Source organism: Pseudarthrobacter sp. MOO14, assembly GCF_058267675.1.
Window position 1 is genome coordinate 2482337 of record NZ_CM177849.1, and the last position, 24307, is coordinate 2506643.

Sequence of the window (24307 nt, forward strand, 5' to 3'; positions counted from 1 at the left end):
GGGCATCCGCGGATGAGGCGGATGCCCCCGGGCTGCTACGGTTCGGCGTGCTGTGCGGCGCCGGCGGGATCCAGTGCCTCGGTGCGGACGCCCTCGCTGGCACGGCCGGAGCGGCTGAGGGCCACCATCAGGACGGCGGACAGCAGCATGAACCCGCCCACGACGAACATCGGCACGGTGTAGTCGCCTGTCCAGTCCTTGAGCCAGCCGGTGATGTAGCCGGCGCTGAAGCCTGCCAGGTTGCCCACGGTGTTGATCAGGGCGATGCCCGCTGCCGCTGCCGCGCCGGTCAGGAACTGGGTGGGAACCGTCCAGAAGTTGGGGAGTGCCGCGAAGATGGCCATGGCCGTGATGGTGATGACGGCGATGGTGGCTGCCGGGCTTCCCGCAAAGAGTGCCAGCGGGATGCTCAGTCCACCCACCAGTGCCGGAACCGCAATGTGCCAGGTCTTGACGCCGCGCTTGGTGGCGTCCTTTGACCAGAAGTAGAGGGCGAAGGCTGCCGGCAGGTACGGGATGGCAGTGATCAGGCCCTTCTGGAGGACGTCAAACTTGGTGCCGTAAATGCCTTCGAAGCCGGAGATGATGGTGGGCAGGAAGAAGCCGAGGGCGTACAGGCCGTAGATGAAGCCGAAGTAGATCAGGGAGAGCATCCAGACGCGGCCGTTGCCGAACACGGTGCGGACGCTGACGTGCTTGTTGCCGGCGGCCGTTTCGTGCTTTTCCTTTTCCAGGGCGCCCGTCAGCCAGGTCTTTTCCTCGGCGGAGAGCCACTTGGCCTTCGCGGGGGAATCGGCCAGGTAGAACCAGGAAATGATGCCGATCAGGATGGCGGGAACGGCCACGCCGAGGAACATGACGCGCCAGCCTTCAAGGCCGAAGAGGCCGTGCTGCTGGATCAAGAGGCCTGCCAGCGGGGCGCCGACCACGGTGGTGAGCGGCTGGGCCAGGTAGAACAAGGCCAGGATCTTGCTGCGGTGCCGTGCGGGAACCCAGAGGCTCAGGAAGAGGATGGCGCCGGGGAAGAAGCCGGCCTCGGCCACACCCAGGATGAAGCGCAGGATGTAGAGCTGTTCAACGTTGGCCACCCAGGTGAACAGCAGGGAGACGATGCCCCAGCTGACCATGATGCGGGCCAGCCAGCGGCGGGCGCCGAACTTGTGGAGCGCCAGGTTGGAGGGGACTTCAAGCAGGATGTAGCCGATGAAGAACACGCCCGAGGCGAAACCGAACTGGGCGGCGTTCAGCGCCAGGTCCGTGTTCATGCCGTTGGGGCCGGCGAAAGAGATGGCGGTGCGGTCGAGGTAGTTGATGAAGAACATCAGTGCGACGAACGGGACAAGCCGGATCGCCACTTTCCTGATTGCGGATTTTTCGACCACCGATTGTGTGGTGTCCACATTGACTCCTAGATGTTGGTGCCCCGGCCGCATCCGTCACTGGAGGCGTGGGGTTGTCTCAGATACGCGCGGACTGGGAGGCGCCGCGGTGCGTGAAGCTGTGAGTTCCACCATAGGACCGAAATGTGAATTGGTCAACCGGTTGACGAGTTGGGTCAGTAAATTGCGGTCATCATGCGGACCCTCCCTGCAGTCGGGCGTGGTCAACCAGTTGTTACGCTTGGGAGGTGTCCGTAGAATCCGCCGCCTCGACGGCCAAGATCAGTGCCGCCCTGGGCTCTCTGGGGCAGGGTTCAGTAGTGTCGGAAGTGGCCGAGCGCCTGCTGGCCTTCTTTACGAGTGGCGACATTGCACCGGGAACCAGGCTGCCTGCCGAGCGCACGCTGGCCGCCTCCCTTGGCGTGGGCCGGTCTGCGGTGCGTGAGGCCCTCGCCGCGCTGGAAATCCTGGGCATCGTGGTGGTCCGGCCGGGGTCCGGAACCTACCTTCGGGACGGTGTCTCGGAGCTTCTGCCCCGCACCCTGAGCTGGGGCATGATGTTGGGCGCCCCACGCACGCGCGAGCTCGTGGAACTGCGCAGCGGACTGGAAGTGCAGGCTGCCCAGCTGGCCGCGGAGCGCATTACGGATGAAGCGCTGGCACGGATGCGCGACAATCTGGACACCATGGCCCGCACCTTGGATGACCTCGGCGCCTTTGTCGAGGCGGACGCAGCCTTCCACCGCGAAATCGCTGCGGCTTCAGGCAACCAGGTTCTCCAGGAACTCCTGCAAAGTATCCGCTCGCTGCTGCGGATCTGGGTGGACCGGGCCCTCACTGATGAGGGCCATGCTGCGGCCGCCCTCAAGGAGCATGCCAGGATCCACGAAGCCTTGGCGGCCCGCGATGCCGACGCCGTGACCGCCACCATGCGCTCGCACATGCAGACAGCGTCCCGGCGCCTGCTGGCAGGATACGACGCCGCCCAGTAGGGCGCCGCCCTATCCGGCAGCCGCCTTCTTCAATTCCTGCAGGATTTCCAGCTGGACCCGGTTCATGGAGATCAGCAGCTCGATCTCCTTTTTTGCCTCGACATTGGTGTCGTAGTCGTGTTGGGCCATGGCTGCGGCAATGGCGTCCTGCCGCTTGGCGGCGATGAGCAAAATGGCGCCCTGCAGTCCGGCGAGCATGGAAAGCAGGAGGTTCAGCAGGATGTAGGGGTACGGGTCCCAGGCGTTGGCGGCAAGTGCCACGGTATTGATGGCGGCCCAGATGAGCATGAAGCCGATGAAGCTGCCAACGAAGGGCCAGCTTCCCATCCCGTTGCGCATGATGTCAGCGGCACGCTGGCCCTTGCTCAGGGAAGCTTTGTGTTTCTCGTGCCAGGTCTTCTGTTGGAGGCTCATGGCTCAGGGTAGACCCAGTCCGGACGGTTGCAGGTCGGCCCGGTCCCCTCCCGTCTGGAGCGGTCCCACCGATCCGCGCCGCACCAAGGTGGCAGTAAACTGTGCCGGAGCGGCGGAGGGTAGGCCCTCTATCTGGCGGATGAGCGCCTTGGCCGCTGCAACGCCCATGTTGTAGACGGGCTGGGCAATGACGGTAAGGGGTGGGCTCACGAGCCTGGTCCAGGCGAAGTCGTCATACATGAGGAACGAAACATCGGCCGGAATGGACAGGCCCAGTTCCTGGATGGCCTCGACCACACTGAGGGCGATCAGGCCATCCGATGCCACCACGGCTGTGGCGCGGTTGGGGTCCCGCAGTACTTCGCGGGTGATGCTGCGGATGGAGTCTTCGTCGCCCGCATTCAACCTGACAAGGTCTTCCGGGAAGGGCAGTCCCGCAGCAAGGAAAGCCTGCCGCATCCCCTCAATGCGGTCCGCAATCTGGGAGGACTCCAAGGTCATGCCCGGCGTATAGGGCGAGTCGGTCCGCAGCGTGGAAATAAAGGCGATGCGCCGGTGCCCTGCCTCGAGAAGATATTGTGTGGCCTCCAGGGAAATCCTCACCATGTCCACGGCCATGGTCTCCACCTCAAGGTCACCGGCGGTGCGGTCGATGAACACCAGGGGGCGTCCGGACCGGTGGACATCCTGTAGGTGTTCGGTGTCCACGGATGACGCCGGGGCGACGATAAGGCCGTCCACCCGCTTGTCCAGCAAAACCCGCACCGCGTCGACTTCTGCGGCCCGGTCCTCATCAGTGTTGACCAGGATGACGTTGTAGCCGGCTTTTTTGGCCGTGTCCGTAATGCCCCGCGTGGCAAGCCCAAAATGCGGGTTTTCGATGTCACCCACCACCACGCCGATGGTGTGCGATTTGCCGGTGTTCATGCTGCGGGCCAGCTCGTTGGGCCGGTAGGAAAGCGCTTCGGCGGCCGCGAGGACGCGCTCGCGGACGTCGTCGCTGACAGCGCCGTAATTGCCCAGTGCCCGCGCGGCCTGCGCCTTGGAGACCTGCGCAGCTTTTGCGACGTCGGCAACGGTTACGTCCCGCCGTCGTGCTCCATCACCGTTCATCTTCACCTTTCGAGGGGGTGTTGACGCCCCCTGTGACTTCAGCTACATTTCTATCCATCGATGTGAGTCCGGTCTCAATCTTATGGTGTGAGACCGGACTCAACAAGACCATCGGCGACTTTCTTCGGCGGCCCTGACAGCACCGCCTTCCCACCAACGATTGGACAACGCTGTGAAGAAAAAGAACCTCCGACCTGCCGGATTTGCCGCAGCAGCCCTGGCCGCGGTCCTGGCACTTTCCGGCTGCGGCTCCACCTCGGCCGCCTCCACCACCGAAAACAACCCCTACGGACTGATCCAGCCCGGCACCATCCGGGTGGCAAGCCTCGGTGACTCAAAGCCGTACACGTTCGCCGATGCCTCCGGAAACTTCACCGGCTTCGACGTCGAACTCTTCAAGGACGTGGCCCACCGGGCCGGTGTGGACAACGTAGTCTTCACCGGGCAGGACTTCTCGGGCCTCCTCGCCGCTGTGGCCAACGGACAGTTTGACGCCGGTGTCGCCGCCATCGGCATCACCGACAAGCGGAAAGAAACCGTGGACTTCTCGGACGGTTACCTGGCCGGCTACCTCACGGTCATCACCACCAAGACCTCCGGCATCACCAGCGCCGACGGGCTGGCCGGCAAACGCCTGGGCGTGGTCCAGGGAACCCTGCAGGAAGCCTATGCGGTAAAGAACTTCACCTCGGCCAGCCTGGTCCGCTTCCCTGACAACAACACCGCCATCGCCGCCGTGAACAGCGGAACCGTGGACGCGCACTTCCTGGACTATGAGGCCGCCAAGGCCTATGAGGAGCAGCACGGCCTGGTCAGCGCCGCGGACATACCGTCCTTCGACGCCCCGGCCGGGTTCGCAGTGGCCAAGGGCAAGACGGCCTTCAAGGAAGCCCTGAACAAGGGCCTGGCCGCAGCCATGGAAGACGGCACCTGGAAGAAGCTCTACCAGAAGTGGTTCCCGGGCTCACCGATGCCCGAGCAGTACCTGCCCAAGGCTGAGCAGGCCGCATCACCCTCGCCAAGCAAGTAGGCCCCAAGCATCATTTGCCGGGCTGGCAGGCCTTCGGGCCACCTGGCCGGGCGGGCCGCCTTACGCGGCCTGCCCGGCACCTCCCCTTCATCTACGTCTGAGAGCAACCATGGACTGGCTCAACACCATCATCCGTACCTTCTTTGACTTCGGCGCTATGGCCGAGGTCCTGCCCCAACTCCTGGCGGTCGGCCTGCTGAACACGCTGATCATCTCCATTGCCGCCACCGTCCTTGGCACGGTGCTGGGAATGGTGGTGGCCGTCATGGGCATTTCACCGTCCAAGTGGCTGCGCGTCCCGGCCAGGATCTACACGGACCTTTTCCGCGGCCTGCCCGCCATCCTCACCATCCTGCTGATTGGCCAGGGCTTTGCCCGCCTGAGCCAGTCGATCTTCGGCCCGTCCCCCTACCCGCTGGGAATCATCGCGCTGAGCCTCATCGCCAGCGCCTACATTGGGGAGATCTTCCGCGCCGGGATCCTCAGCGTGGACAAGGGCCAAGGCGAGGCCTGCCGTGCCCTGGGCATGAGCTACGCCAAGTCCATGGCCCTGGTGGTGGTGCCCCAAGGTGTCCGCCGGGTCCTCCCGGCGCTGGTGAACCAGTTCATCGCCATCGTCAAGGACTCCTCCCTGGTGTACTTCCTGGGCCTGCTGGTCACCGAACGCGAACTCTTCCGCGTGGGCCAGGACGCCGCCGTGCTGTCCGGGAACCTTTCACCCCTGGTGGCCGCCGGCCTCCTCTACCTGGTGATCACCGTCCCGCTGACGCACCTGGTGAACCACTTCGACAACAAGTTCCGCACCGGCCGCCGCCGGGCCGCACCACCCACCAGCGGACTGAAGGAAGTCAAGGAACTCGACGCGGCCTCGCCGCTCACAGCCGGGAGCAACACATGAACACCCCCACCCCCACCACCATGAATACCGCCACCCCTGAGGCGCAGTCGTTCCGCGGCTCAAGCCTGGAACTGCGCAACCTCACCATGGCGTACGGCGACATCGAGGTACTGCGCAACGTCAGCCTCACCGTGGCGCCGGGCACCACCACCTGCATCATCGGCCCCTCGGGATCCGGCAAATCCACCTTGCTGCGCGGCGTCAACCGGCTGCACGAACCTAAAAGCGGAAACGTCCTGCTCGCGGGCGACAGCACCCTGACCGTCAACCCGGACACCCTCCGTACCCGCATCGGCATGGTGTTCCAGCACTTCAACCTCTTCCCGGACCACACTGCCGAGGAAAACGTGGCACTCGCCCTCTGGAGTGTCAAAGGCATGCCCAAGGCCCAGGCCATGGAACGCGCCCGCCAACGGCTCGCCGAGGTTGGCCTCGCCGAACGTGCCGACCACCGCCCCCGTGACCTCTCCGGCGGCCAGCAACAACGAGTCGCCATCGCCCGCGCCCTGGCCATGGAACCCGAAGTGATGCTCTTCGACGAGGCCACCAGCGCCCTGGACCCCGAACTGGTCAAAGGCGTCCTGAACCTCATGGCCGGCCTGGGCCGCCGCGGCATGACCATGCTCGTCGTCACCCACGAAATGGGCTTCGCCCGGAAAGTGGCAGACCAGGTGGTCTTCATGGATGAAGGCGAAGTGGTGGAGGCCGGGACACCCGCCCAACTCTTCGACAACCCCCGCAGCGAACGCCTCCAGCGCTTCCTCTCCGAGGTGCTCTGATGGGTGCGGTTGCAGCGGCACCCATCCGGACCGCCGTCGTCGGCTTTGGAATCTCCGGCAAGGTCTTCCACGCGCCCCTGGTCGCGGCCAACCCGGACTTCTCGCTGGACGTCATCGTCACGGCCCAGCCGGACCGTGCGGCGGAGGCGGCACGCCTCTATCCGCAGGCACGGATTGCCGGCACCCCGGAGGAGCTGTTCGCCCTGGCAGCGGACCTGGACCTCGTCATCCTGGGAACCCCGCCGCACACGCACTACGGCCTGGCCGCGACAGCCATCGCCCACGGCATGCACGTGGTGGTGGACAAGCCTTTCGTCCCCACCTCCGCCTTGGGCGCGGAGCTGATCAGCAGGGCGGCCGACGGCGGGGTGCAGCTGACGGTGTTCCAGAACCGCCGGTGGGATGCAGACTTCCTCACCCTCCAGAAAGTGTTGGCGTCCGGAGGCCTTGGCAGGATCACCAGCTTCGAATCGCGGTTCGAATGGTGGCGGCCCGAAGGCTTCGGCAACTGGCGTGACACGGTGTCCCTTTCCGAGGGCGGCGGCATCCTGCACGACCTCGGCGCGCACCTGATCGACCAGGCCATCCACCTTTTCGGCCCGGTGGAACGGAGCTACGGCGAAACTGCGAATCGCGGTCCGCATCCGGACGCGGCGGATACCGAAGCCTTCGTGTCGTTGCTGCACGCCTCCGGCGTCCGCACGCGGCTCTGGATGAACGGCATGGCCGCCCAGGCCGGGCCGCGGTTCCACGTCCTCGGTTCCCGCGCCGGCTACACCAAGTGGGGCCTGGACGGACAGGAACCTGCCCTCGTTGCCGGGATGCCGCCGTCGGACCCCGCCTATGGCGTGGAACCCCAGGAGCGTTGGGGGCTCCTGGGGGTGGACGGGGCAACCGCGCCGGTCCGCGCCGAACGCGGCGCCTACCCGCAGTTCTACGTCCGGTTGGCCACAGCCCTGCGCGGGAACGGGCCGCTGCCGGTGGATCCCGCCGAACCGCTTGAGGTGTTGAAGGTCATCGAGGGCATCCACGCCCTGGCCTAACGCCACACTTAACTTCCCCTGCTTTCCCTGACGCATCGTCAGCGTCTTCCGCAACCACGAATTCCACAGAAAGGGACACCATGTCCTCTCTTCCAGCCACCAAGCGCGTTGCCGTCATCGGCGGCGGCATCCTCGGGGTATCCACCGCAGTGCACCTGCTCCGCGAGGGAGCGTCCGTGATCCTGCTGACCGAGCGCGGGCTCGCCAGCGAGGCCAGCGGCCGTTCGCTGTCGTGGCTCAACTCCGCCGGCGAACGGTCCACCCCGTACCACCAGCTGCGGGTGGCCGGTGTTGACCGCTACCGTACCCTCTTCGCCTCGGACCCCAGCCGCGACTGGCTGCAGTTTGGCGGCGGCCTGATGTGGAATGCTGCCGGGCAGGGCGAGGCCACCGCGGGCCGGCACGCCTACGAAAAGTCGATCGGCTACGACTCCCGGCTTCTCGCCCCCAGCCATATCGCAGCCACCACCCCCGGCATTGATGCGGACGCCGTGCCGGAGAATGCCATCTTCAATCCCGGCGAGGGCTGGGTGAGCCTGCCGGACCTGATCGACTTCCTCATGGAGGAGTTCCACGCCCGCGGCGGCGAATTGGTCCTGAACGCCGGAAAAGCCACCGTCATGGTGGAAGGCGGCCGCACCTCCGGCGTGGAGACAGCGTCGGGCGGGACATACCCGGCCGACGCCGTGCTGGTGGCTTGCGGCGCAGCGACGCCCGCCGTCGTCGAACCCCTGGGAGTGCACATCCCGAACGGCTCTCCCGTGTCCATGCTGGTGGTGACCAAGCAGGTGCAGCACGATGTGGCCGCGGTGATGAACACCCCGCGCGCAGCCTTGCGGCCCAACCCGGGCGGGACGTTTGCCCTGGACCACGACTGGTACGAGGAACGCATTACCGAGCACGCGGACGGCTCCTTCAGCATCCCCGATGAGGTGGTCCAGGAACTGGCCGATGAGGCATCGAAGCTTGTTGCCGGCAATCCGGAACTCAAGCCCGCTTCCTGGAAGATGGGCTACAAGCCCATTCCCGGGGACGGCGAACCCGTCCTGGGCGAACTGGGCCAGGTGCCCGGATGCTTCGTTGCCTTCACGCACTCCGGCGCCACGCTGGGACTCATTGCCGGTGAGCTCCTGGCCGGGGAAATCCTGACCGGGAGGAAGCACCCCATGCTGGCCACCTTCCGGCCGGGACGCTTCTCCTAAATCGGACTCCAAAGGGGCGGGGCCGTGCTGAGTGCGGCTCCGCCCCTTTGCCTGCGCCTGCCGGACCGGATGCCGTCCGGAATCAGGCGCCCAAATGCCCCGTGAGGCGGCGGTGGAACCCGGTGCTGCGCTCGTCCAGGCCTTCGATTGCCACTTCGGCGCCATGATCCGCGTACTTCGTCTCGATCGAGTCCAGGGCGGCAACGGTTGAAGCGTCCCAGATTTGGGCCCGGCTGAGGTCGATGGTCACGGAGGCGGGGTCGTCGGCGTAGGCGAAGTGCTCCACGAGGTCATTGCTGCTGCCGAAGAACAATGGCCCCACCACCTCGTAGCGGACGCTCCCGCCGTCGACCGCCAAGGTCCGCTCAACGGTGATGACGTGGGCCACGCGGCGTGCGAACAGCACCATCGCGAGGATGACGCCCACCAGAACCCCGTACGCGAGATTTCCGGTCAGGACCACGACGGCGACCGTGACACCCATGACGAGCGTCTCGGGGACCGGCATCCGCTTCAGCGTGGACGGTTTGACGCTGTGCCAGTCCACAGTGGTCACGGCGACCACCATCATCACGGCCGCCAGTGCCACCATGGGGATCTGTCCCATGATCGAGCTGAGTCCCGTCACCAGGGCCAAAAGGAAGATCCCCGCCACGAACGTCGAAATGCGGGTGCGGGCCTGTCCGGTCTTTACGTTAAGGACGGTCTGGCCAATCATGGCGCAGCCGGCGATGCCGCCATAGAGGCCGGCGAAGATGTTCGAGACGCCCAGGGCCCAGGACTCGCGGCCCTTGTGCGACGGGGTGTCCGTGATGTCGTCCACGAGTTTTGCGGTGAGGAGCGTTTCCATGAGCCCCACGAACGCCACGCTCAGCGCGGTGGGCAGGATCAGCTGGAAGGTCTCAACACTCACCGGAAACAGGAACGGGGTGATCCCGGGCATCTTGCCGGTGAGCGGGCCCTCGTCCGCGACGTTCGGAACAGCGAGTCCGGCGATGATGGCGATGGCGGTGACGACGACGATCGCCACCAGCGGCGACGGGACCGCCTTGGTGAAGCGCGGGAGGATGAAGATGATCGCGAACGTCAGGCCGAACAGGACGTAGGCGAGCCAGGGGACATTGAGGACGTGCGGTACCTGTGCCATGAAGATCAGCACGCCCAGGGCGTTGACGAAGCCGATCATCACCGAACGCGGGATGAACCGCATCAGCCGGGCCAGTCCGGCCAGGCCGAAGACGATCTGGATGACGCCGGCGAGGAGCACCGTGGGCAGGACATACTCGACGCCGTGCTCGTGGACCAGCGGCGCGATCACCAATGCCACGGAGCCCGCCGCCGCCGTCACCACGCCCGGCCGGCCGCCGAGGACCGACATGGTCGGGGCCAGCACGATGGAGGCCACCAGGCTGACCATTGGATCGACACCGGCGACGATCGAAAACGATATGACTTCAGGGACCAGCGCAAGGGTGGTCACCATGCCGGCAAGGACCTCGCGGGAAAGCTGCCGCGGGGAGCGCAGCGCGGTCAGGACCGTGACCGGCTTCCGAAGAAGGCGGGGATTGTCGGCGATGGACAAGGGGCGGCTCCAGGGACGTGGGCCCTCAGGGGAGGGTGGGTGGTCAACGTTTTGCGCGCCACGGTGCGCACGGGTCCAGCCCGGTCATGGAAGACAATGGGGATGGAGAGAGAATGCGCCGGGAACTCTCGGCTGCATCTGCAACACTACCCTAACGTGAGGGTTGAGCCGGATTGGTGACGTGATGGTGAACGAAATGACCGCTGAAGAAGTGGTGGCCACGATGCATATCGGGGAACTGGCCGACCGTTCCCAAATGTCGTTACGGACCATCCGCCACTACGACGAGGTTGGGCTGCTCAAACCGTCGGGGCGCACCGAAGGCGGGTTCCGCCTGTACACCGAGCGTGACTTCACGCGCCTGCTCCTGATCCGCCGGATGAAGCCACTGGGGTTCACGCTCGAGGCCATGTCCGGCCTCTTGCGGGTCATCGACGCGCTGGAGGCGGCCGAACCGGGCGTGGAGGACGCAAGTGTCAGGTCCGAACTGAACGAATTCATCGAGGAGGCTGCCCGGCGCCGGGCCAAGCTGGAGGAACAACTTGGCATGGCCGACGAATTCCTTGCGCTGCTTCGTGCCCGGCAGGATGGCCCGGGGCAGCAATAAGCATGGCTGATAAAATGGCCGGGTTGCAGGGCGGCCTTGAAGCTGGTTGAGCCAGGGCCGTAACAAGGTAGGGGACCACACACATCATGACGGCAGGCGGGTCACACCTCAGGACATCGGACAGCCGGCCGGGCGAACCGGCCGACGCTTCCGTGCCTGCCAAGGGCCGCGCCTACCTGGCAACCATTGAAGGTTTCATCGGCGCCCTGATGATGTTCGTTGGTTCGATCGGCACGGGCTGGATTGCCAACGGCTCGCCCATGATCCGCCAGCCCGTGGTGATCGCGCTCCGCACCGAGGGGTGGGGAGTGGCGGTCTCCACCGTCCTGTTGACCGCCGGGGCCATGCTGCTGATGCGCTCCTGGCTCCGGCTGGGCCAGCGGCTGGGGGACTGGGGCCATTCGTCGCTGCGGTCCGTGGTGGTGGCCATCTCCGCCTGGTCGTTGCCCTTGCTGTTCTGTGTCCCGGTCTTCTCCCGCGACGTCTACGCCTACACGGGCCAGGGCCGGCTGGTGATGGAAGGCCAAAACCCCTACGAGGTTGGCATCTCCACCCTCAACAACTGGTTCGCGCTTGGCGCCGACCCCGCCTGGGCGGAAAACCGGACACCCTACGGCCCCTACTTCCTGTGGCTGGCCCGCGGGGTGGTGGGACTGACCGGTGCCCAACCGGACGCATCCGTCCTGCTGTTCCGCCTGCTGGCCGGCGTCGGCGTGCTGCTCTGCGTCATCTACGTGCCCAAGCTCGCCGAGCTGCACGGCATCAACGGGGCGCGCGCACTCTGGGTCTCCGTGGCCAACCCGCTGTTCCTCATCAGCTTCATCGCCAGCGCGCACAACGACGCGCTCATGGTGGGGCTCGCCGTCGCCGGCGTGTACCTGGCCGCCACCCGCCGCTACCTCCTGGGCATCCTCCTGGTGACCGCTTCAATCGGCATCAAGCCCATCACGGTGCTGCTGCTGCCGTTCATCGGCCTGATGTGGGCGGGCCCGGGCGCCACCTGGCCGCGGAAGTTCCTCATGTGGGCGGCCACGGCGGGCATCAGTTTTGGCGTCCTGGCTCTCAGCGGCGTCCCGTTCAACCTGGGCATCGGCTGGACCTGGGCCATCATGGACCCCACCCCCGGCTATACGGGCTATTCCCCCTCCGGCTTCCTGGGCCAGCAGGTGGAGATGCTGGCCAACGCCCTGGGCCTGCCGGGCGGAACCTTGGCCACCCTGCTGCGGACCGGCATGAAGTGGGCGGCCATCGGGCTGGTCCTGCTGCTGATGTTCCGCGGCGACTACTCGCGGGCGGTGCGGCGGATGGCCCTGGCGTTCACCGCCGTCGTGATGCTTTCCCCCATCATCCAGCCGTGGTACATCCTGTGGTTCCTGCCATTTCTGGCCGTCACCGGCATCCGGGACGACTGGCAGATCCGCTCACTGTACGTGGGCGTGACGTTCTTCGTGGTGTTCGGCGCCCAGGACCAGCTTTCGGTCTGGTCCTTCGTGGAGCTGCCCATCGACGCCTCGTCCCTGGCATTCTTCACCGCCCTGGCCTTCACGTTCTACCTGCTGGTCCTGGATGTCCACACCCGGAAACTGCTGATCGAAGGCAGGCCGCTGGATGTGGCGCGGCGGGCGTGGACGTGGGCGGTGGAACGTCGGGCTGCGCGACGGGCTGAAGCCCGCGCCGCCGTCGACCGCTCCGAGGCGCCCTAGGCTCCTGCCGGTACCTGCGCGGCGGTTTTCCGGCCCAGCTCCGCGGTGCGTTTCACCGACCACCACAGCAGCACCACCAGGAGCACGTTGCGGGTGGTGAGGATGGCCGCCATGACCGGGTGGGCGTGGATGAGCGGCGTGTAGAACAGCGGGTAGATCACGAAGGTGGTCATGGCGATGCCCATCAGCAACGCTGCCGGGACCTTCCAACGATCCCAGTCGTGGGTGAGGCCGGCGATGATCACCGGTGCCAGCCAGATGATGAACTGCGGGGAGCCCACCTTGTTGAAGACGATGAACGCGGTGACCATCATCAGGGCGCCTTCGAGGAACAGTTCTTCCCGCTCGGCGCCGCGCCGCAGGGCACGCACCAGCAGGATGGCAGCGCCAAGGGCGGCGAGGATGAGCAGCGGCTGCATCAGGAACGCGGCCACGTCGGCCCCCGGCCCGTAGACCTCGGTGGAGTTGATGGCGGTGTTGTCCGCCATTTTCGAGCCGGCAATGTGGAAGACGCTGAGCCACACCCAGGGGGTGGAGAACGTGGCCTCGAGCTGCATGCCGCGCTCGCCCTGGTTGGTGAGGAAATCCATGATGTGCGGCAGGCCGCCGGTCAGCCAGGTTCCCAGGCCGACGACGGCGGTCACAGCGGCGCCGGCGAGCACCACTTGGACACGCTTGTGGCTGGCGATCACGATGGGCACCAGCACGGCTGCGGGCCACACCTTGATCCAGGTGGCGATGCTGAGCAGGACGCCTGCCACCACGGGCCGTTCCGCCACATAGAGCAGCGCGATCAGGACGATCGGGGCGGTGATCCCTTCCACCCGGGCAAAGCTGAGGTACCCCATGAAGACCGTGAAGAACAGCCACCACCAGGCCGGGGCAACACCGGTGACGGTCCGCGGTCCGCGGGTCAGGTAGAGCAGTCCGACGGCGTTCAGCGCCGTGATGATCAGGAACCAGACCAGCAGGTAGGGGCCGGGCCCGGCGATGTTGGCAAGGAAGATGGGGATCTGCGCCAGCACCGGGTAGACCCAGGGGCTGATCTTCCCGGTCAGGTCCGCCGGGTTGTAGCCGGCCATCGCCCACTGCCGGTACTGCTCGGTGTCGCTGAACGTATTGCCGTTCAGGAAGAAGGACGCCATCCAGCCCAGGAAATACAGGTGCACGACGGCGAAGCCCCACCAGACGCTGGACGGGCGGGCGAACCAGTCCACCACCGTGGCCGGGAGGACTTTGCTGCGGACCGTCACCAGGCGGTCAAAGAACCTCGTGGAAATCTCAGGTCTCCTTGAGCGCGGGGGCGGGTGCTGCGGTCTTCCTGCCCAGGGAGTACAGGCGCCGGACGCTCCACAGGAACAGGACCACGAGCAGGACGTTGCGGATGGTCAGGACCAGGGCCATCCACGGGTTGTTGTGGCTGAGGGCGTCGTAGAACAGCGGGTAGATGAAGTACGTGGCCACGGCGATGGCGATCAGCATCGCCGCCGGGACGCGCCATTCGCGCCAGCTGTGCGCCAGGCCGACGGCGACGGCAGGTCCCAGCCACACCATGAACTGCGGGGAGCCCACCTTGTTAAAGACCACGAAGGCGGCGGCCAGGGCGAGGGCGCCGGCGAGAAGCAGTTCGGTGCGGTCAACGCCGCCGGCCACCTTGTGCTGCTTGCCGTTGTGCAGCGCCCAGAACGCAAGTCCTGCCACCAGGAGGGCGGCCAGGACCAGGAGTGGTTGCATCAGGAAGGACATGGTGGCGGTGCCCGGGCCGTCCACCTGCATGGAGTTGATGTCCGTGTTCATGTACATCCGGGAGCCGCCCGCGTTCAGGACGGACAGCCAGAGCCAAGGCGTGGTGAAGGTGGCCTCGAGCTGCATTCCACGGTCGCCCTGCTGCGTGAGGAAGTTCAGGAGCTTGGGAACGCTGCCCAAGGCGGCCGCCAGCGCCACGACGCCCGCCGTCGTCGCGATTCCTGCCAGCACCACCAGCAGGCGGTTCTTTACCACCGCGAAGAGGGCCAGCATGATGGCTGCCGGCCACACCTTCACCCAGGTGCCGATGGCCAGCAGGACCGAGGCCACGAACGGGCGCTGGACCCCGTACGCCAGGGCTACCAGGACCAGCGGGGCGGTGAGTCCGTCCACGCGGGCGAATCCCAGCCAGCCCATCAGGAACGTGAAGGCCAGCCACCACCAGCCGGCGGGGATGGCGTTGGTGTTGCGGCCCCGCTCCGTGAGTTTCAGCAGCGCCCAGCCGTTGAGGAGCGTGGTCATGAGAACCCAGAGGAAGAAGAACGGACCCGGTCCCGCCACGCCCGCTATGGCCATGGGGATCAAGGCCAGGATGGGGTAGACCCAGGGGCTGGGGCCGCCGGAGAGGTTCGCGTCGTTGAAGCCGGCCATGGCCCACTCGCGGTAAATGAAGGTGTCGCTGAAGGCCTCGCCGCGCAGGGACAAGGATGCGCCGAACACCAGGAAGACCAGGTGCACCACAATGAAGCCGCCCAGCAGCCCGCGCCCGCTGTTCAACGCCGTACGCACCCTCGCGGGGAGGATGACGTCGCGGATCCGGGTGAGGTTGCCGAAGAGAGCGTCGGTGGAAATGGCGGATTCCTTGTCAGGTCGTTGCACTGTCAGCGGCGGCGCAAAATGGCTCGGGTCATGCCCCGAAGCGGGTCTCATGGAGATTGGAGGCCTTGGATTTCGGGTTCCAGTCCCGTTCAACTCTAATTCACGGCGCATCTCCGCCAATAATTGTCAGGACAATCCAGGGACTCCACGCGCCTGACCTGCGGCCTTTATCTAAAGTTGCTGGCACTTATTTGCTCAGGCACCATGGTGCGAGGCACGTGAGTGCCTACCGCCTATGCAGCCAGGGGGAGCGCAGGGCGTCGAATGACCACCCCAACCCCACGAAAGACATAAGGCGCCATTCAATGAACTTCCCCCTGACCCTGACCGTGTCCGACCGCCAGAGCATGGACAGCGAACTCGACGCCGCCGTCGCAGCCGCCAAGGCCCACGCCCTCACCGGCAAGCGGCACGGTATCCTCGTCACCCGGCACGGCGTGGACAAATTCACCGTTGCCCTCAGCGAGGCGGTCCCCTTCGGCCTCACCCGGGAACACCAGGCCTGGTAGCCGCTTCTTTGCCGCCAATCCAGCGGCGCCGCTCCCGTTTGTGACGCGCGTTCTCCCGCGTTTGGGCTCATCCCGGCATGGGTACCTGCTGTTCGTCTGCCCTGAGAGCAGGGCAGGGTCAGGAGAATAGACGCATGGATAACTCGATGAGCGTGGCGGTGCTGGGGACCGGAATCATGGGAGCGGCCATGGCGCGCAACCTCCTCCGGGCCGGCCACAAGGTGTCGGTGTGGAACCGGGATCCGGCCAAAACTGAGCCGCTCGCCGCCGAAGGTGCCCTGCGGGCGGCCAGCCCCGCCGACGCGGTGGAAGCCGCCGACGTTGTCCTCACCATGCTGTACGACGCCGCCGCGGTGGCGCAGGTCATGCGGCAGGCGGCGCCCGGCATCCGCGCCGGCACGGCCTGGATCCAGTCCACCACCGTGGGAGTGCAGGACGTTCCCGCTCTCGCCGCCTTGGCCGCCGACCTCGGCCTGGACTTGGTGGAAGCACCTGTCTCCGGCACCCGCGCGCCCGCCGAGGCGGGCAAACTGCTGGTCCTCGCCGCCGGCCCCGAAGCCATCCGCCCCCGCGTAGCGCCGGTCCTCGATGCCATCGGCGCCCGCACCCTCTGGACCGGCGAGGACCCCGCCAAGGGTTCGGCCGCCCGGCTCAAGCTGGTGGTCAACAGCTGGGTCATTGCCGCCTCCAACGCCGCGGGCGAGGTGGTTGCGCTTGCCCAGGCGCTGGGCGTGGATCCCGGGCAGTTCCTCAACGTGCTCGACGGCGGTCCGCTGGACCTCCCCTACCTGCGCACCAAGATGGGACTCATCCTTGACGACGGGCTGGAGCCGGCGTCCTTCGCCGTGGACACCGCCCGCAAGGACGCCCACCTCATTGTCGATGCCGCCGCGGCCGAAGGCCTGAAACTCGATGGAGCCGAGGCGGCTGCCGCCCGGCTGGACCGGGTGGCGGACCAGGGCCGCGCCAAGCAGGACATGGCGGCCGCTTATCACGCCAGCAGGTAGCAGGGGCTCCTTTCCAGGGCGCCCCGGCCCGTCGGGATAGCGCTTGCCGTTGACGTTGTCCGCGTCACCTTCTATATTGGATGAATCGATTCAAGAGTTGCCGCTCCTGCCCCGATCCGGCTGCGGCGCAGCACACCAAACCCTGAATCCTGCTGACGACCAGCGGTTCCGGTTCCTTGCCAATGAAGACGAAGGACAAGCACATGAGCACCACCCCCACCCGCGCGCACCTCACCAGCCAAGGGGCTGGAGGCGGCGTTCGGGACCCCAGGAAGGCCGCGATGAGCGGCTGGATCGGAAGCGCCCTCGAGTACTACGACTTTGCGCTGTACTCCCTGGCGGCAACCCTGGTGTTTCCCGCCATCTTCTTCCCGTCCGGGAACCCCACCGTCGCCATCATCGCCTCCCTGGCCACCTACGCCGTCGGCTACGTCTCCCGTCCCATCGGCGCCGTGGTGCTCGGCGCCTATGGTGACCGGCACGGCCGCAAGAAAGTGCTCGTGTTCGCGATGCTGCTCATGGGCTTCGCGACGTTCGCTGTTGGCCTGCTCCCCACGTACGGCCAGGTGGGCCTCCTGGCGCCCGCTCTGCTGGTGATCCTCAGGCTCATCCAGGGTTTCGCCGTTGCCGGTGAACTGGGCGGTGCCAGCGCCATGATCGTGGAGCATTCCCCTGACGCAAAGCGCGGGTTCTTCGCCAGCTTCAGCCTGCAGGGCACCCAGGTGGGCTCGATCCTGGCCACCGCCGTCCTCCTCCCGCTCGCCGCCCTCCTCCCGGCGGACCAGTTCAGCTCCTGGGGCTGGCGCATCCCGTTCCTGCTCAGCGCCGTCGTCATCCTGGCCGGGTACCTGATCCGCCGCCGCGTGACCGAACCCCCTGCGTACGCCGCGCAGTCCGGAGCGGCCCCGGCCAAGCAGCGCTTCCCGCTCATCGAACTCCTCCGCACCCGCCCCGGCGTCCTGGTCCGCTGCGTCGCCATGACGTTCACCAACGTGATCGGCATGGCCACCCTGATCTTCGGCGTCTCCTACGCCACCCAGAAGGGCTACGGCAACGGCTTCTCCAGCAGCGAGTTCCTGTGGGTGACCCTGGTAGCCAACATTGCTGCCGTCATCACCATCCCGTTTTTCGGTGCACTGTCCGACCGGATCGGCCGGCGGATGCTCATGGCGGCCGGCGGGGTCATTGGCGGCGTACTGGTCACCGGGTACCTGTGGGCGATCCAGCAGGGCAGCCTGCCGCTGGTCTTCGTGTGCGTCGTGATCGTGCAGGGCATCTTCTTCCAGATGTGGAACGCCACCTTCGCCACGTTCTTCCAGGAGCAGTTCCCCATGCGGATCCGGGTCACCGGCTTCGCCGTCTCGCAGAACATCGGGCTGATGATCGCTTCATTCTTCCCGAGCATCTTTACCGCGATCGCTCCTCCCGGTTCCACCAACGTGCCGCTCACCATCGGCCTGACCACGCTGGGGATCTGCCTCGTGTCCGCGGTGGCCACCCTGATGTCCTCGGACACGAAAGGCAAGTCGCTTGAGGACCTCGAGGGGCAAAAAGCCAGCTGAGGCCGCACCCGCGTCACGCAGGGCACGCTTTCAGGCAGCGGACGACGGCGGTGGGCCGGGATTCCGGGGCTTCCCCGCCGATGGCGGGCCGAAAGCGTGCCGTGCGTGACGCCGTCGTACGCGTTACTAGGGAAGCCGCGACGGCCGCAGGAAACTCGACTCCCCGGCCCGGCCCGGATCCAGCGGCACCGGACTGGCCAGCACGGCAGGGCCCCGGTGCAGGAACCCGCCGGTCAGGGCGCGGCACCGGATGCCGCCGCGGCCGCGCATGGCCGGGTGGGCGCCCGGGGCGAGCATCCCGTCCATCCACGCGCAGGGCTGGGCATGCCTGCCGCCATGGAACTCCACCACGTCCCCGCCGGACTCCAGCGCAAAATCGTGGCCCAGCAGCGGCGCCAGCTGCGCCCCGCGGAGCACCACGTTCCGCCGGGTCAGCAGGGGATCGAACGGCTGCGAGCCCAGCTCGGCGGCGATCGCCTCAAGGGATTCGACGGCGAACAGGGTCACCGCTGCGTCCATGTGGGCGGCCTTGCCGAAGAACCGGTCGCCCACGATGCCCTTCCCGGCCACCACCTCAGCCTGCGCAGCATCTTCGGTCGGAACATCGGCGGCACCGTCCCGGGCACGGCCGAAGTAGGCGTGCGCGGGGGACACCAGCAGGTGCAGGATCTCGACGTCGTACCGGAAGCTTTCAGCCATACCGCCAGCGTATGCCGTTCCCCGCAATCCGGCCGCCCGGTGGAAAGATCAGACCCATGGATACCTCACCAACCGCAGCCCGGGTTCTGCCCGCCAGGCACAGGACCGTCCTCTTCTGGGCGTCGGTGGCCTGTGCCGCCGCCCTCATCCTGGTTCCCGCGTGGATGCTTGCCGGCAATCCCGCCGTCCTGGGCGGACACCCCCTGCTGCCGGGCCTCCTGCTGGCGGCGGCTGCGTCCGGCGTCGTCTGGGCCATCCTGCTGTGGGTGCGCCGCGATGTTCCGCGGCCCCGCTCCCGTGTCCGGGCCGTCGGCGCCTGGGCGGGCAGGATCGCCGTGCTGGCGCTCGCCGCCGGCCTGGCCTGGCTAAGCCCCTTTGCCTACCAGCCGGGCCAGGCAGCGGAGGCGGGCCCGACGTCGGACCTCGCCGTCACCGAGTCAGCCACCGCCATCACCATGTCACCGGAGGGCAGGACTGCCACCAAGGGGTTGGTTTTCTACCCGGGTGCCCGGGTGGACGCCAAGGCGTACCAGGACATCCTGGCCCCCGCCGTGGGGGCCGGATACCGGGTGGTCATCCTGAAGGAACCGCTGGGGCTCAGCCTGCTGGACGGAAGCCAGGCCAGGAGCGCCATGGCCGACAACCCGGACATCAGGACCTGGGCGGTGGGCGGCCACTCACTTGGCGGGGTATCAGCATCGTCATTCGCCCTGGCCAACACCGATGTCAGCGGGCTGGTTCTCTACGCTTCCTACCCGATCGAATCCCTGCGCGGGCGGACCGGCCTGTCCGTCCTGTCCGTTTCCGGCAGCCAGGACGGACTCAGCACCCCCGCCAAGATCCAGGCATCCCGGGACCTCCTCCCCGTGGATACGGAGTTCGCCGCGGTCCAGGGCGGGGTGCACGCGTTCTTTGGCGACTACGGGGCGCAGCCCGGCGACGGCGAACCCGGCATCAGCCGGCAGGCCGCACAGCAGCAGATCGCTGCAGCTACCGTGTCCTTCCTGGGGCAGCTCCAGCGGAGCTAGGTTTCGACAGACTCAACCACCGGCAGGCGCCAACCACCGGCAGGCGCAACCGCCGGCAGGCGCAACCGCCGGCGGGTGCAACCGCCGGCACCGCCCGGATCAAGCTCCGACGTAGGCCGCCAGGTGCTGCCCGGTGAGCGTGGCCCGGCCGGCCACCAGATCCGCCGGCGTACCCTCAAAAACGATCGAGCCGCCGTCGTGCCCGGCTCCCGGGCCGATGTCGATGATCCAGTCCGCGTGCGCCATGACCGCCTGGTGGTGCTCGATGACGATGACGGATTTCCCGGAGCCGACCAGCCGGTCCAGCAGGCCAAGGAGCTGTTCGACGTCGGCCAGGTGCAGGCCGACGGTGGGCTCGTCCAGGATGTAGATCTCCCCGGCCTCGGCCATCTGCGAGGCGAGCTTGAGCCGCTGGCGCTCGCCGCCGGACAACGTGGTCAGTGGCTGGCCCAGGGTGATGTAGCCCAGCCCGACGTCGGCAAGCCGCTCCAGGACCTTGTGCGCCGCGGGCGTTTTGGCCTCGCCGTCGGCAAAGTACGCCAGCGCCGCGTCCACGGACAGGTCCAGGACGTCGGCGATATTCTTCCCGCCCAGGGTGTACTCCAGGACGGCGGCCTGGAACCGGCGGCCCTCACATTCCTCGCAGGTGGACTCCACCGTGGCCATGACGCCGAGTTCGGTGAAGATCACGCCGGCGCCATTACAGGTGGGGCAGGCGCCCTCGGAGTTTGAGCTGAACAGCGCAGGCTTGACCCCGTTGGCTTTGGCGAAGGCTTTGCGGATGGGTTCCAGCAGCCCGGTGTAGGTGGCCGGATTGCTGCGCCGGGACCCCTTGATGGCGCCCTGGTCAATGACGATCACCCCGTCACGCTTCGCCAATGAGCCGTGGATCAGCGAGCTCTTGCCGGACCCCGCCACGCCCGTCACCACGCACAGCACCCCCAGCGGCACGTCGACGTCCACGTCGCGCAGGTTGTTGGTGGAGGCGCCGCGCACCTCCAGCGCGCCGCGGGCCGCCCGGACCGAGTCCTTCAGCCGGGACTTGTCACCCAGGTGCCGCCCGGTGATGGTGCCGCTGGCACGCAACCCGTCGACGTCGCCCTCGTAGACGATCTCACCACCGCCGGCACCGGCGCCCGGACCGAGGTCGACGACGTGGTCGGCGATCGCGATCATCTCCGGTTTGTGCTCCACCACCAGGACGGTGTTGCCTTTGTCCCGCAGCTGCAGCAGGAGCGTGTTCATCCGCTCGATGTCGTGCGGGTGCAGGCCGATGCTTGGCTCGTCGAAGACATAGGTGACGTCGGTGAGGGACGAGCCCAGGTGCCGGATCATCTTGGTCCGCTGCGCTTCGCCGCCGGACAGGGTGCCGGCCGGACGGTCCAGTGACAGGTAGCCCAGGCCGATCTCCGCGAAGGAATCCAGGAGGTCCCCCAGCCCGGCCAGCAGCGGGCGCACCGTGGGCTCGTCCAGGCCGCGGATCCACTGCGCGAGGTCGCTGATCTGCATGGTGCACAGGTCCGCGATGTTCTTGCCGTTGATCCGCGAGTCGAGCACCTCCGGCGTGAGGCGCGTGCCGCCGCAGTCCGGGCAGGTGGCGAACGTGACCGCCCGTTCCACGAACCGCTTCACGTGCGGCTGCATGGCCTCCACGTCCTTGGACAGCATGGACTTCTGGATCTTGGGGATGATGCCTTCGAAGGTGAGGTTGACGCCCTCCACCTTGATCTTGGTGGGCTCGGCGTACAGCATCGTGTCCAGCTGTTTCGCCGTGAACGTCGCGATCGGTTTGTCCATGGGCAGGCCCATGCCCTCGAACAGCCGGCCGTACCAGCCGTCCATGGAGTAGCCGGGGACGGTGAGGGCGCCCTCGGCCAGGGACTTCGAATCGTCGTACAGGGCGGTCCGGTCGATGTCGCTGACGTTGCCCATGCCCTCGCACCTCGGGCACATGCCGCCGAGGTAGGTCACCTGGCGGACCACGTTCTTTTCCACCCGGCCGCCCTTTTCGGTGCTCATGACGCCGCTGGCCTTGCGGGTGGGCACGTTGAAGGAGAAGGCGGTGGGCGGCCCGACGTAGGGCTGGCCCAGCCGGCTGAACAGGATCCGCAGCATGGCGTTGGCATCCGTGGCGGTGCCCACGGTGGACCGCGGGTTGGCGCCCATCCGCTCCTGGTCCACGATGATCGCCGTCGTGAGCCCCTCCAGCCGGTCCACATCAGGCCGGGCCAGGCTGGGCATGAAGCCTTGGACGAACGCACTGTAGGTCTCGTTGATCATGCGCTGCGATTCGGCGGCGATGGTGGCGAACACCAGGGAGCTCTTGCCCGAGCCGGATACTCCCGTGAACGCGGTGAGCCGCCGCTTGGGCAGCTCAAGGCTGACGTCCTTGAGGTTGTTTTCCCGTGCGCCCTGGACCCGGATGATGTCGTGGCTGTCGGCCAGATGCATTCCGGTGTGCGCGGCGTCGGTGCTGGTGTCGGTGCTCAAGGTGTCCCCCTGTGTCCTGGGCGGCACTGCGGGGAGGCTGCGCTGGCAGCCTCCCGCGGCGTCGTCCGTTTTATACGTTGCTGGTTATATGCCTAAGGCTGCTGGTTGATGCGCACGGTGTTGCCGGCCGGGTCGCGGAAGGCGCAGTCGCGGACTCCGTAGGGCTGGTCGATGGGTTCCTGCACGACGTCGGCCCCGGCGGCCTCCACCTTGGCGAACGCCGCGTCCACGTCCGGAGACGAGAGGACGATCGTGGCGTAGGTGCCTTTGGCCATCATTTCGGCGATGGTGCGGCGCTCGTCGTCGGTGATGCCGGGGTCTACCGCCGGCGGATGCAGGACGATGGAGACGTCCTTCTGGCCGGCCGGCCCCACGGTGATCCACCGCATGGTGCCCCGGCCAACGTCGTTGCGGATTTCGAAGCCCAGGGCGTCGCGGTAGAACGCCAGCGAGGCGTCGGGATCGGTGGCGGGAAGGAAGGTTGAGGAAATGTTGATGTCCATGGCAGTCATGCTAGTAACGGCTCAGGGGCGGGCGCTTCTCGATTCCTGACCGGTCTGGTGACCTGCTTCGCCACGCAGGCGGGGATCCCCGCCGTCGAGTTCGCTGCCTCCTGCTTGTAGACGCTGGGCGGCATCCCCACCAGTTCGCTGAAGCGGGTGCTGAAGGTCCCCAGCGAGGAACAGCCGACGGCGAAGCACACGTCCGTCACGCTGAGGTCCCCCATGCGGAGAAGCGCCATGGCGCGTTCAATGCGGCGGGTCATGAGGTAGCTGTACGGGGATTCCCCGTAGGCGAGCTTGAACCGGCGGCTGAAGTGGCCCGCGGACATGTGCACGTCCCTGGCGAGGGATTCAACGTCCAGCGGCTGCGCGTACTCCCGGTCCATCCGGTCCCTGACGCGGCGGAGTTGGGTGAGTTCCCGGAGGTAGGGATCGGCGGCTGGACTGCTGGTCACAGCTCCGATCGTGCTACGCCGCGGGGGTCTTGTCCACCCTCTTCGGCGGCGGGGAACCGGGCGTCAAAAGTGCTCCGGGGTGCGGGGTATGATTATGCCGCCGGCCAGCGTATGAGGTCCTCGCCCGAACAGGGCTTGAGGCAACGCAGAGCTGGATGTGAGCGGTCCCGCGGGTCCGGCACGCGGCGAAACCAAACCTTGATTCACCACCTTGAGCCCTGCCCGGATACTGCGCAGGCACCACCTTGGAAGGACGCCATGGAACTGCTGTGGGAAATTGCCGGCTGGGCAGGCGCGGTTGCGATACTCAGTGCGTACCTGGCCGTTTCCATGGGCTGGCTGAAGGCAGGCAAGGGCTTCCAGACGGCCAACCTGTTCGGTTCCGTTGCCGTCATCATCAACGGAACCCTGCACGGGGCCTGGCCGTCCGTCGTCACGAACGTGGCCTGGTTCCTGATCTCCGCGGTGGCGCTGGTCCGGATGCGGCAGGAAGACCCGGCCCCCTCCCTCGAACCGGCGCAGGTCCAGTACCCGGGGGTTCCGGACGGCACCGGCCAGCTCGCTGTGGTGGAAGCCCTTACCGGGTCCCTGCCGGTCATGCCGTCGGTCCATCCCGCCGGGGACGGGCCGCGGCTGGCGCTTTAGGCTCATCGGGGCCAACGCCGCGTACACGATCGTCCATATAAC

The 24307-nt window shown here is 66.9% G+C and carries 23 protein-coding genes; 13 read left to right on the plus strand and 10 right to left on the minus strand.

Annotated elements, in window-relative coordinates; all coding sequences use genetic code 11:
* Nucleotides 1–35: 35 nt before the first annotated feature.
* Nucleotides 36–1400 carry an MFS transporter gene (locus AC4EEV_RS11570; protein ID WP_491328987.1) on the minus strand — a complete coding sequence of 455 codons (1365 nt, stop codon included), beginning with the start codon at nucleotides 1398–1400 and terminating at the stop codon, nucleotides 36–38.
* A 227-nt stretch (nucleotides 1401–1627) separates the two neighbouring features.
* Between AC4EEV_RS11570 and AC4EEV_RS11575 the strand changes: the two genes are divergently transcribed.
* Nucleotides 1628–2371 carry a FadR/GntR family transcriptional regulator gene (locus AC4EEV_RS11575; RefSeq protein ID WP_018763362.1) on the plus strand — a complete coding sequence of 248 codons (744 nt, stop codon included), beginning with the start codon at nucleotides 1628–1630 and terminating at the stop codon, nucleotides 2369–2371.
* 9 nt (nucleotides 2372–2380) lie between these two features.
* Here the strand turns inward: AC4EEV_RS11575 and AC4EEV_RS11580 are convergent, their stop codons facing one another.
* A complete protein-coding gene (locus AC4EEV_RS11580) occupies nucleotides 2381–2785 on the minus strand; it encodes a DUF1003 domain-containing protein (RefSeq protein WP_491328988.1) in 405 nt (134 codons plus the stop codon).
* A 3-nt stretch (nucleotides 2786–2788) separates the two neighbouring features.
* A complete protein-coding gene (locus AC4EEV_RS11585; RefSeq protein WP_018763360.1) occupies nucleotides 2789–3898 on the minus strand; it encodes a LacI family DNA-binding transcriptional regulator in 1110 nt (369 codons plus the stop codon).
* 172 nt (nucleotides 3899–4070) lie between these two features.
* On the opposite strand from AC4EEV_RS11585, the gene AC4EEV_RS11590 reads away from it, so the two are divergent.
* The 5 genes from AC4EEV_RS11590 to AC4EEV_RS11610 all read left to right on the plus strand — a co-directional run bounded on the left by AC4EEV_RS11590 (nucleotide 4071) and on the right by AC4EEV_RS11610 (nucleotide 8850).
* Nucleotides 4071–4928 carry an ABC transporter substrate-binding protein gene (locus AC4EEV_RS11590; protein WP_109044197.1) on the plus strand — a complete coding sequence of 286 codons (858 nt, stop codon included), beginning with the start codon at nucleotides 4071–4073 and terminating at the stop codon, nucleotides 4926–4928.
* Nucleotides 4929–5037: 109 nt separating this feature from the next.
* A complete protein-coding gene (locus tag AC4EEV_RS11595) occupies nucleotides 5038–5826 on the plus strand; it encodes an amino acid ABC transporter permease (protein ID WP_018770382.1) in 789 nt (262 codons plus the stop codon).
* Nucleotides 5823–6605: an amino acid ABC transporter ATP-binding protein gene (locus tag AC4EEV_RS11600; protein WP_461839692.1), complete on the plus strand. Its 783-nt coding sequence runs from the start codon at nucleotides 5823–5825 to the stop codon at nucleotides 6603–6605. Before AC4EEV_RS11595 ends, AC4EEV_RS11600 begins: the two co-directional genes overlap by 4 nt.
* Complete coding sequence (locus tag AC4EEV_RS11605; protein WP_491328989.1) at nucleotides 6605–7648, plus strand: Gfo/Idh/MocA family protein; 1044 nt, start codon at nucleotides 6605–6607, stop codon at nucleotides 7646–7648. Before AC4EEV_RS11600 ends, AC4EEV_RS11605 begins: the two co-directional genes overlap by 1 nt.
* 80 nt (nucleotides 7649–7728) lie before the next feature.
* On the plus strand, nucleotides 7729–8850 hold the full coding sequence (locus AC4EEV_RS11610; RefSeq protein WP_133831400.1) for an NAD(P)/FAD-dependent oxidoreductase: 1122 nt from the start codon (nucleotides 7729–7731) through the stop codon (nucleotides 8848–8850).
* A gap of 82 nt (nucleotides 8851–8932) precedes the next feature.
* On the opposite strand, the gene AC4EEV_RS11615 is transcribed toward AC4EEV_RS11610, so the two are convergent.
* Nucleotides 8933–10432 carry a SulP family inorganic anion transporter gene (locus tag AC4EEV_RS11615; RefSeq protein ID WP_491328990.1) on the minus strand — a complete coding sequence of 500 codons (1500 nt, stop codon included), beginning with the start codon at nucleotides 10430–10432 and terminating at the stop codon, nucleotides 8933–8935.
* Between the two features lie 184 nt (nucleotides 10433–10616).
* Between AC4EEV_RS11615 and AC4EEV_RS11620 the strand changes: the two genes are divergently transcribed.
* Both AC4EEV_RS11620 and mptB read left to right on the plus strand, forming a co-directional pair.
* A complete protein-coding gene (locus AC4EEV_RS11620) occupies nucleotides 10617–11039 on the plus strand; it encodes a MerR family transcriptional regulator (protein WP_018763353.1) in 423 nt (140 codons plus the stop codon).
* Between the two features lie 86 nt (nucleotides 11040–11125).
* Complete coding sequence (mptB, locus tag AC4EEV_RS11625) at nucleotides 11126–12742, plus strand: polyprenol phosphomannose-dependent alpha 1,6 mannosyltransferase MptB (RefSeq protein WP_491328991.1); 1617 nt, start codon at nucleotides 11126–11128, stop codon at nucleotides 12740–12742.
* On the opposite strand, the gene AC4EEV_RS11630 is transcribed toward mptB, so the two are convergent.
* Nucleotides 12739–13995, minus strand: coding sequence for a glycosyltransferase 87 family protein (locus AC4EEV_RS11630; RefSeq protein ID WP_018763351.1), 1257 nt, complete (start codon nucleotides 13993–13995; stop codon nucleotides 12739–12741). The two genes, mptB and AC4EEV_RS11630, sit on opposite strands and share 4 nt — an antisense overlap.
* 28 nt (nucleotides 13996–14023) lie before the next feature.
* A complete protein-coding gene (locus AC4EEV_RS11635) occupies nucleotides 14024–15367 on the minus strand; it encodes a glycosyltransferase family 87 protein (RefSeq protein WP_285318894.1) in 1344 nt (447 codons plus the stop codon).
* Between the two features lie 305 nt (nucleotides 15368–15672).
* On the opposite strand from AC4EEV_RS11635, the gene AC4EEV_RS11640 reads away from it, so the two are divergent.
* The 3 genes from AC4EEV_RS11640 to AC4EEV_RS11650 all read left to right on the plus strand — a co-directional run bounded on the left by AC4EEV_RS11640 (nucleotide 15673) and on the right by AC4EEV_RS11650 (nucleotide 18445).
* Entirely contained in the window at nucleotides 15673–15876 is a 204-nt protein-coding gene (locus AC4EEV_RS11640; RefSeq protein ID WP_018763349.1) for a hypothetical protein, read from the plus strand.
* Between the two features lie 134 nt (nucleotides 15877–16010).
* Nucleotides 16011–16883 carry an NAD(P)-dependent oxidoreductase gene (locus tag AC4EEV_RS11645; RefSeq protein WP_491328992.1) on the plus strand — a complete coding sequence of 291 codons (873 nt, stop codon included), beginning with the start codon at nucleotides 16011–16013 and terminating at the stop codon, nucleotides 16881–16883.
* Nucleotides 16884–17086: 203 nt separating this feature from the next.
* Entirely contained in the window at nucleotides 17087–18445 is a 1359-nt protein-coding gene (locus AC4EEV_RS11650) for an MFS transporter (protein WP_491328993.1), read from the plus strand.
* Nucleotides 18446–18571: 126 nt separating this feature from the next.
* Here the strand turns inward: AC4EEV_RS11650 and AC4EEV_RS11655 are convergent, their stop codons facing one another.
* The gene (locus tag AC4EEV_RS11655) at nucleotides 18572–19144 is read right to left on the minus strand and encodes an MOSC domain-containing protein (RefSeq protein WP_018763337.1); all 573 of its coding nucleotides are present in this window, start codon (nucleotides 19142–19144) and stop codon (nucleotides 18572–18574) included.
* Between the two features lie 56 nt (nucleotides 19145–19200).
* Here AC4EEV_RS11655 and AC4EEV_RS11660 point away from each other — a divergent pair, with 56 nt between their 5' ends.
* Nucleotides 19201–20172 carry an alpha/beta hydrolase gene (locus AC4EEV_RS11660; RefSeq protein WP_491328994.1) on the plus strand — a complete coding sequence of 324 codons (972 nt, stop codon included), beginning with the start codon at nucleotides 19201–19203 and terminating at the stop codon, nucleotides 20170–20172.
* Nucleotides 20173–20271: 99 nt separating this feature from the next.
* On the opposite strand, the gene AC4EEV_RS11665 is transcribed toward AC4EEV_RS11660, so the two are convergent.
* The 3 genes from AC4EEV_RS11665 to AC4EEV_RS11675 form a co-directional block, all read right to left on the minus strand.
* Entirely contained in the window at nucleotides 20272–22662 is a 2391-nt protein-coding gene (locus tag AC4EEV_RS11665) for an ATP-binding cassette domain-containing protein (protein WP_491328995.1), read from the minus strand.
* A gap of 92 nt (nucleotides 22663–22754) precedes the next feature.
* Nucleotides 22755–23174, minus strand: coding sequence for a VOC family protein (locus AC4EEV_RS11670; protein ID WP_018763334.1), 420 nt, complete (start codon nucleotides 23172–23174; stop codon nucleotides 22755–22757).
* Nucleotides 23171–23620: a helix-turn-helix transcriptional regulator gene (locus AC4EEV_RS11675; RefSeq protein WP_491328996.1), complete on the minus strand. Its 450-nt coding sequence runs from the start codon at nucleotides 23618–23620 to the stop codon at nucleotides 23171–23173. The genes AC4EEV_RS11670 and AC4EEV_RS11675 overlap by 4 nt, the downstream gene beginning before the upstream one ends.
* Before the next feature lie 258 nt (nucleotides 23621–23878).
* On the opposite strand from AC4EEV_RS11675, the gene AC4EEV_RS11680 reads away from it, so the two are divergent.
* On the plus strand, nucleotides 23879–24265 hold the full coding sequence (locus tag AC4EEV_RS11680) for a CBU_0592 family membrane protein (RefSeq protein WP_491328997.1): 387 nt from the start codon (nucleotides 23879–23881) through the stop codon (nucleotides 24263–24265).
* Nucleotides 24266–24307 lie beyond the last annotated feature (42 nt).

Bases quoted from the DNA above. Each gene is read 5' to 3' on its own strand.
- AC4EEV_RS11605 (WP_491328989.1), top strand. From the start codon at position 6,605: ATGGGTGCGGTTGCAGCGGCACCCATCCGGACCGCCGTCGTCGGCTTT.
- AC4EEV_RS11655 (WP_018763337.1), bottom strand. From the start codon at position 19,144: ATGGCTGAAAGCTTCCGGTACGACGTCGAGATCCTGCACCTGCTGGTG.
- AC4EEV_RS11585 (WP_018763360.1), bottom strand. From the start codon at position 3,898: ATGAACGGTGATGGAGCACGACGGCGGGACGTAACCGTTGCCGACGTC.
- AC4EEV_RS11650 (WP_491328993.1), top strand. From the start codon at position 17,087: ATGAGCACCACCCCCACCCGCGCGCACCTCACCAGCCAAGGGGCTGGA.
- AC4EEV_RS11640 (WP_018763349.1), top strand. From the start codon at position 15,673: ATGAACTTCCCCCTGACCCTGACCGTGTCCGACCGCCAGAGCATGGAC.
- AC4EEV_RS11600 (WP_461839692.1), top strand. From the start codon at position 5,823: ATGAACACCCCCACCCCCACCACCATGAATACCGCCACCCCTGAGGCG.
- AC4EEV_RS11595 (WP_018770382.1), top strand. From the start codon at position 5,038: ATGGACTGGCTCAACACCATCATCCGTACCTTCTTTGACTTCGGCGCT.
- AC4EEV_RS11620 (WP_018763353.1), top strand. From the start codon at position 10,617: ATGGTGAACGAAATGACCGCTGAAGAAGTGGTGGCCACGATGCATATC.
- AC4EEV_RS11670 (WP_018763334.1), bottom strand. From the start codon at position 23,174: ATGACTGCCATGGACATCAACATTTCCTCAACCTTCCTTCCCGCCACC.
- AC4EEV_RS11610 (WP_133831400.1), top strand. From the start codon at position 7,729: ATGTCCTCTCTTCCAGCCACCAAGCGCGTTGCCGTCATCGGCGGCGGC.
- AC4EEV_RS11680 (WP_491328997.1), top strand. From the start codon at position 23,879: ATGGAACTGCTGTGGGAAATTGCCGGCTGGGCAGGCGCGGTTGCGATA.
- AC4EEV_RS11645 (WP_491328992.1), top strand. From the start codon at position 16,011: ATGGATAACTCGATGAGCGTGGCGGTGCTGGGGACCGGAATCATGGGA.
- AC4EEV_RS11580 (WP_491328988.1), bottom strand. From the start codon at position 2,785: ATGAGCCTCCAACAGAAGACCTGGCACGAGAAACACAAAGCTTCCCTG.
- AC4EEV_RS11660 (WP_491328994.1), top strand. From the start codon at position 19,201: ATGGATACCTCACCAACCGCAGCCCGGGTTCTGCCCGCCAGGCACAGG.
- mptB (WP_491328991.1), top strand. From the start codon at position 11,126: ATGACGGCAGGCGGGTCACACCTCAGGACATCGGACAGCCGGCCGGGC.